This is a genomic window from Microbacterium sp. B35-30, from assembly GCF_010634855.1.
Lineage (GTDB): Bacteria > Actinomycetota > Actinomycetes > Actinomycetales > Microbacteriaceae > Microbacterium.
Window position 1 is genome coordinate 57,287 of record NZ_MWLQ01000037.1, and the last position, 6,252, is coordinate 63,538.

General features: G+C 71.2%; 6 protein-coding genes. 1 reads left to right on the forward strand and 5 read right to left on the reverse strand.

Going from position 1 to position 6,252, the window contains the following annotated elements; genetic code table 11:
- Position 1 precedes the first annotated feature (1 nt).
- Positions 2-904 carry an amidohydrolase family protein gene (locus B2K11_RS17865; RefSeq protein WP_163620367.1) on the reverse strand — a complete coding sequence of 301 codons (903 nt, stop codon included), beginning with the start codon at positions 902-904 and terminating at the stop codon, positions 2-4.
- Positions 905-1,001: 97 nt separating this feature from the next.
- Positions 1,002-1,931 carry an SDR family NAD(P)-dependent oxidoreductase gene (locus tag B2K11_RS17870; protein WP_163620369.1) on the reverse strand — a complete coding sequence of 310 codons (930 nt, stop codon included), beginning with the start codon at positions 1,929-1,931 and terminating at the stop codon, positions 1,002-1,004.
- A 93-nt stretch (positions 1,932-2,024) separates the two neighbouring features.
- Between B2K11_RS17870 and B2K11_RS17875 the strand changes: the two genes are divergently transcribed.
- The gene (locus B2K11_RS17875) at positions 2,025-2,489 is read left to right on the forward strand and encodes a MarR family winged helix-turn-helix transcriptional regulator (RefSeq protein ID WP_163620371.1); all 465 of its coding nucleotides are present in this window, start codon (positions 2,025-2,027) and stop codon (positions 2,487-2,489) included.
- 79 nt (positions 2,490-2,568) lie between these two features.
- Here the strand turns inward: B2K11_RS17875 and B2K11_RS17880 are convergent, their stop codons facing one another.
- The 3 genes from B2K11_RS17880 to B2K11_RS17890 all read right to left on the reverse strand — a co-directional run bounded on the left by B2K11_RS17880 (position 2,569) and on the right by B2K11_RS17890 (position 6,089).
- The gene (locus tag B2K11_RS17880; RefSeq protein WP_239526231.1) at positions 2,569-3,795 is read right to left on the reverse strand and encodes an MFS transporter; all 1,227 of its coding nucleotides are present in this window, start codon (positions 3,793-3,795) and stop codon (positions 2,569-2,571) included.
- Between the two features lie 231 nt (positions 3,796-4,026).
- Positions 4,027-5,211, reverse strand: a complete 1,185-nt coding sequence (locus B2K11_RS17885; RefSeq protein WP_163620373.1) for a 4-hydroxybenzoate 3-monooxygenase — start codon at positions 5,209-5,211, stop codon at positions 4,027-4,029.
- Between the two features lie 125 nt (positions 5,212-5,336).
- Positions 5,337-6,089 carry an IclR family transcriptional regulator gene (locus B2K11_RS17890; RefSeq protein ID WP_163620374.1) on the reverse strand — a complete coding sequence of 251 codons (753 nt, stop codon included), beginning with the start codon at positions 6,087-6,089 and terminating at the stop codon, positions 5,337-5,339.
- Positions 6,090-6,252: the final 163 nt, after the last annotated feature.

Here is a 6,252-nt window from a genome sequence, read left to right on the forward strand (position 1 = left end):
GTCAGCCGCCGAGCCCGAGGAGGCGCACCGCGTTGTCCTTGAGGATGCCGGGCATCGCCTCGGCCTTGAAGCGCGCGGCGCCCGAAGCGGTCGGCAGCTCGGCATCCCGCAGCCAGCGGTCGGGGGTGAGCAGTGGGAAGTCCGAGCCGAACAGCACGCGGTTCTTGAGGTACGAGTTGGCGGCGCGCACCAGCTGCTCGGGGAAGTACTTCGGGCTCCACCCCGACAGGTCGATCCACGTGTTGTGCTTGTGGGTCGCGACCGACAGGGCCTCGTCCTGCCAGGGCACCGACGGATGCGCCATGATGATCTGCAGCTCCGGGAATCGCGCGGCGACCGGGTCGAGGAGCATCGGGTTGGACAGGCCGAGCAGCAGGCCGCGCCCGCCGGGAAGGCCCGCGCCGATCCCGGTCTGGCCGGTGTGGAACAGGGCGACGACCCCCGCATCCTGCAGCGTCTCGTAGAGGCGCGAGTGTGCCGCGTCGGAGGGGTCGAAACCTTGCACCGTCGGGTGGAACTTGAAGCCCCGCACGCCGTGGTCTTCGATCAGGCGCCGCGCGTCGTCGACGACGGTCGGCTTCAGGGGATCGACCGAGCCGAAGGGGATCAGCACGTCGTTGTTGCGGGCGGCTCCTTCGGCGATGTCGGCGCTCGAGAGCGGCGACTGGCCGAGATTCGTCTCGGCATCGACCGTGAACACGACGGCCGCCATGTGCCGCTCCCGGTAGTACGCGGCGACGGCGTCGAGGTCGGGGTTCGGCCCGTCGGTGCTGAAGTACTTGGCCGCTGCGTCCCGGAGGTCGTCGGGCAGCGACGAGTGACCGTGATGGTCGACCTCGATGTGCACGTGCACGTCGATCGCTGTGAGCGCGTCGACGTCGATCGCGGGTTCGTAGCGGGTCATGGGGGTCCTTCAGTCGATCAGGAGCCGGTCCCTGAGCTTGTCGAAGGGCGCTTCGACAAGCTCAGCGACCGAATCCGGCGTGCTCGGGGGCGAGGCGTCATGGGCGCTGCAGCTCCTCCGGGAGCGGCGGGAACTTCTCGCCGACCGACTGCAGGTCGCCGGCGGCGTCGGCGAAGCCGGTCGCCAGGTCGTCGTACGACCAGCCGCCCTCGTGGTACGCGGTCGCGACGGCCTCGGGGTGCGACCACACCTGCAGGCGGTCGCCGCCGATGCCGATGGCCTGCCCGGTGACGCCGGCGGCGGCATCCGACGCGAGATAGGCGATGAGCCCCGCGACGTCATCCGACGTGCCGAAGCCGAGGTCGTGGCGGAAGAACGCCGGCATCGGCTCGCCCTTCTCATCTGCCTCGACGGCGGCGGCGAAATACGGCACGGTCGCGGTCATCGCGGTCGCGGCGACGGGGATCACGGCGTTGGCGGTGATGCCGGCCTTCTTCAGCTCGAGCGCCCACGTGCGCACCATGCCGACGATGCCGGCCTTCGCGGCGGCGTAGTTGGTCTGGCCGAAGTTGCCGCGCTGGCCCGTCGGCGAGCCGATGCAGATAATGCGGCCGGGGATCTCGTTCGCACGCATGTAGGTCGCTGCCTCGCGCACGCACGTGAAGGTGCCGCGCAGGTGGACGTTGATGACGGTGTCGAAGTCGTCGTCGCTCATCTTCCACAGCACCGTGTCGCGCAGCACGCCCGCGTTGGTGACGAGGATGTCGAGCCGCCCGAACGTGTCGACGGCGGTCTGCACCAGCTGCTTCGCGGTCTCGGTGGGACCGACCGGCAGGGCGACGGCGACCGCCCGGCCGCCCTCGGCCTCGATCGTGGCGACGGCCTCGGCGGCGGTGGCCTCGTCGACGTCGTTGATGACGACGGCGGCGCCCTGGCGGGCGAGTTCCTGGGCGTAGGCGAGGCCGAGGCCACGGCCCGAGCCGGTGACGATGGCGACCTTGCCGTCGAGCGGGGCGTGCGAAGACATGGGTGAACTCCTTCGTGTCGGATCTATTGAAGTCCTAACCGTTGAGAAAGTCAATCATTCCGTTCCTCCATGAAGTGGACTAGCATCGTGGCCATGCCGAAACCCGTCGATGCCGTCGCGCTTTCAGGGCTCCGGTCGTCGGCGCTGACCGACGACGTGAGCTTCCTGCTGGCGCGCGCGAACGCGATCGCTCTCGCCGCCGGCAATGCCGCGCTCGCCGAGCACGGCCTCAAAGCACGGTCGTATTCGGTGCTCGTCCTCGCCTCGGGCGACGCCCGACCGTCGCAGCGCGAGCTCGCGGAGTTCCTCCGCCTCGACCCGAGTCAGGTCGTCAGCCTCGTCGATGAACTGCAGTCCCGTGGGCTCGTAGAGCGCCGACCAGATCCATCCGACCGTCGCGCCAACGTCGTCGTTGCGACGGATGCCGGACGCTCACTGGTCGCGACCGCGCGCGAGTCCGCGCGCGCCGCCGAGGAGCGCGTCCACGGTCAGCTGAGCGCCGAAGATCGCGAGACCCTGGGCGCGCTTCTGCGGGCGCTGGCCTTCCCCGACGAGTAGCCCGGACGTCGGGGGGTCGCGAAGTGTGGGAACGCGGCCGGCGTTGCCGCGTGTCGTGACCCGCTGACCGACGCGGGGGTCAGGAGCGGTCGAGCACGGAGCGGTCGCGGCCCGCGAACAGGCCCACCACGGTGAGCGCGGCGAGCACGATGAGCACCAGGGCGAGCGAGGCGGTCCAGTCGCCGGTGACGCTGTGGAGGGTGCCGAAGGCGACCGGCCCGAGCGCGGCGATCACGTAGCCGACCGACTGCGACATGCCCGACAGGGCCGTCGAGGCGTCGTGGTCGCGCGCCCGCTGGGCCATCAGCGTCAGCGACATCGCCAGCGTCGCGCCGCCGGTCAGCCCGATGAGCGACGCCCAGAGCAGCACTGCGTCGGGCGCGATCATGAGCCCCGCGACACCCACGATCGCGAGCGACGGGATGAGCGCCGGCGCCCACCGCTCCAGGCCCCCGCGGAGGATCAGCGGCAGCAGCAGGCAGCCGGCGAGCGAGAACAGCTGGTAGACCATGACGTCGATACCGGCGACCACCTCACTGCGGCCGATCGACATCGACAGCGGGGCGAGCCACGTCACGAACATGTAGAACATGGATGCCTGCAGCCCCATGTACACCGCCACGAGCCAGGCGACCGGGTCGGCCCAGATGCCGGTGCGGCCGCGCGGCGCGCCGGCGCGGACATGCACGTGCGCCGCACCACGGTGGGCCCACCACCATCCGGCGATCGCGAAGGGCAGCAGGGCGGCGCCCGTCACGAGGAGGGCGAACCTCCAGCCGGCGGGGTCTCCGGCGAGGGGGATCCGGGAGATCGGAACCACCACGCCCGATGAGACCGCGCCGAGTCCCGCGAGCAGCGCCGTGTAGGCCGCGGTCACCGCAGCGACGTGCGCGGGGAAGTCGCGCTTGACCACGGCGGGCATCAGCACGTTGATGATCGCGATGCCGATGCCGATGATCGCCGTGCCGACCCACAGGCTGACCACCGGTCCGGGAATCGAGCGGACGAGGGTGCCGGCCAGCAGCACCAGGAGCGACCACATCAGCACGCGCGGCTGCCCGAACCGCCGGCTCAGGTCGTGCGCGAGCGGCGAGAACAGCGCCCAGGCGACGAGCGGCACGGCGGCGAGCACACCGAGCGCCGACACCGACATGCCGGTGTCGGCGCCGATCTGGTCGAGCAGCGGGCCGAGGCCCGTGATGGCCGGCCGCATGTTCGCCGCGACCAGGCATACGGCCACGAGCAGCATCGCGACCGACGCCGCGCGCGACGGCTCGGGCGGTGCGGTCCGCGACGATGAGGCCATAGGGCTCGGACTATAGCCGAGCGGCGGCTGCGGCATCCGTCGATTCCCGATGAGCGGCAGTCGCAGCCCGGTCGACTCCGATGGCGGGCGGCGTGCAGAAACCCTGGTCGGTGAGGGGACACGCCGAGTTGCAGCCTGAGTCATCGGCGTGTCGCCGTGACCGACCCGCCTTTTCGCACACTGGCGACGTGCGGGACGGCGCCCAAGAGATGGCCGGAGCGATTCTCGCGGTCAAGCCAGGCCCTCGAGCGGCCACCCGGTGTAGGCCTCGGCGAGGAAGCGGCGGCCGGCCTCGGACTCGACGACCGAGCGCAGCTCGCCGAGCTGACGGAGGCGGTCGAAGTCCGACGCGTCGGGGGCCACATGAAGCATGTTGGTCATCCACCACGAGAAGTGCTGAGCCTTCCAGATGCGGTGCAGCGCCGTCTCGGGGAACGCCTCGATGAGCCGGTCGTCGTTCTCGAGCAGCAGCGCCCGCAGCGCCCGCTCGAGCACCAGCACGTCGGCGACGGCCAGATTCATCCCCTTGGCGCCGGTGGGCGGCACGGTGTGAGCGGCGTCCCCGATGAGCGCGACGCGACCGCGGAGCAGCTCGTGGGCGACGAAGCTGCGGAAGCGCAGCACATCGCGCTGGAAGATCGGCCCCTCCTTCAGCGTGGTGCCGGGCACGCGCGACTGCAGCTCGTCCCACAGCTGCTCCTCGCTGAAGGCGCCGGGATCGGCATCCGGGTCGCACTGGAAGTACATGCGCTGCACCGTCGCGCTCCGCTGACTGATGAGCGCGAAGCCGTTCGGCGAGTTGCTGTAGATCAGCTCGTCGGCGCTCGGCGGCGCCTCGCACAGGATGCCGAACCACGCGAACGGGTACTCGCGGAAGTAGCCGCCGGTGTGCGAGCCGGTGACCGCCTCGCGCACGACGCTGCGCGAGCCGTCGGCGCCGACGACGAAGTCGGCCTCGATCTCGAGCGGCGAGCCGTCGGCGTCGGTCGCGATGAGGCGGGGGCGATCGGATGCCGCATCCTCGACCCGTACCGCGGTCACGCCGAAGCGGAGGTCCTGGCCCTTGCCGAGGCGCACGGCGATGAGATCTTTGAGCACCTCGTGCTGCGGGTACAGCCACACTCCCCGGCCGACGAGCTCGGCGAAGTCGATGCGGTGGCCCGCGCCGGCGAAGCGCAGCTCGATGCCGTCGTGGCGATTGCCGACGGTGCGCACGCGGTTGGAAGCGCCGGACTGGTCGAGGATCTCGACCGTGCCCTGCTCGAGGATGCCGGCACGGATCGTGGTCTCGATCTCGTCGCGCGAGCGCTGGTCGATCACCACGGACTCGATGCCGGCGATCCCCAGCAGGTGCGAGAGCAGGAGGCCGGCGGGCCCGGCGCCGACGATGGCGACGCGGGTGCGGATCATGGACATGACGTCTCCTTCGACGAGCACAGGGTGTGGGATGCTGCGGCCCAGTGTGCCGCTGTCGGGCCGGCGTTGCGCGGGATTCCCGTTCATCGGGAAGCGATGCCGCGCCTGCACGCGAGCGTCCGGGGTCAACGGCGGTCGGCGCGGAGCACTGCCTCGATGCCGGCCGCGGCTTCGCGCAGGGCCGCGATGGCGGCATCCGGGTCGGTCTCCCGAGGGAGCACGACCGACAGCGCGGCGACCACCTCGCCGGCGTCGCGGATCGGCACGGCGACACCGGTCGAGACGGCTTCGATCGAGCCCGAGGCGACCACCACACCGGTGCGGCGCACCTCGGCGAGCAGGCGGCGGAGGCGTGCGGCATCCGTCACGGTCTCGGGAGCCAATGCCCGCAGCGGGCCGGTCAGCACCCGCTCGCGGAGGGGCGACGGGGCATGCGCGAGCAGCACGAGGCCCGACGACGACGCGTGCAGCGGCAGACGGCCGGCGATGCGCGTGATGTTGGCCCCGGCGTCGGGGTGGGAGAGGCGCTCGAGGAACAGCGCCTCGTCCTGCTCGAGCACCGCGAGCTGCGTGTGCTCGCGGATGCGGGCCTGCACCTGCTCCATGTGGGGGAGCGCCGCCTGGCGAAGGCGCAGCGCGGTCGAACCGCGCAGGGCGAGCTCCCACAGGCGCAGACCCAGGTGGACGCGGCGGTCCTCGTCGCGCTCCAGGAGCCCCGCGTCGACGAGCTCGTCGACGATGCGGTGCGCCGTCGACGAGGGCAGCCCCGCGCGGCGGCCGATCTCGGCGGCTGACTGCATCGAGCGCTCGGCCGTGAACGTCTCGAGCACGCGGACGATGCGGTCGGTCATCGAGTCGCCGGAGGGCGAGTTGGCCATGCGCCCACTCTGCCATTGAGGTGCGCGCGGCGTTTCGTCTCGCTCGTTCCTCGCTCGCTCAACGACCGGTACCCAGGTTCGCGGTCGTTGAGGGAGGAGCGCCAGCGACGAGACGAAACGCCCCGAGCCTCGCTGCTGCGCGGGGTGCGTGCGTTTCGTCTCG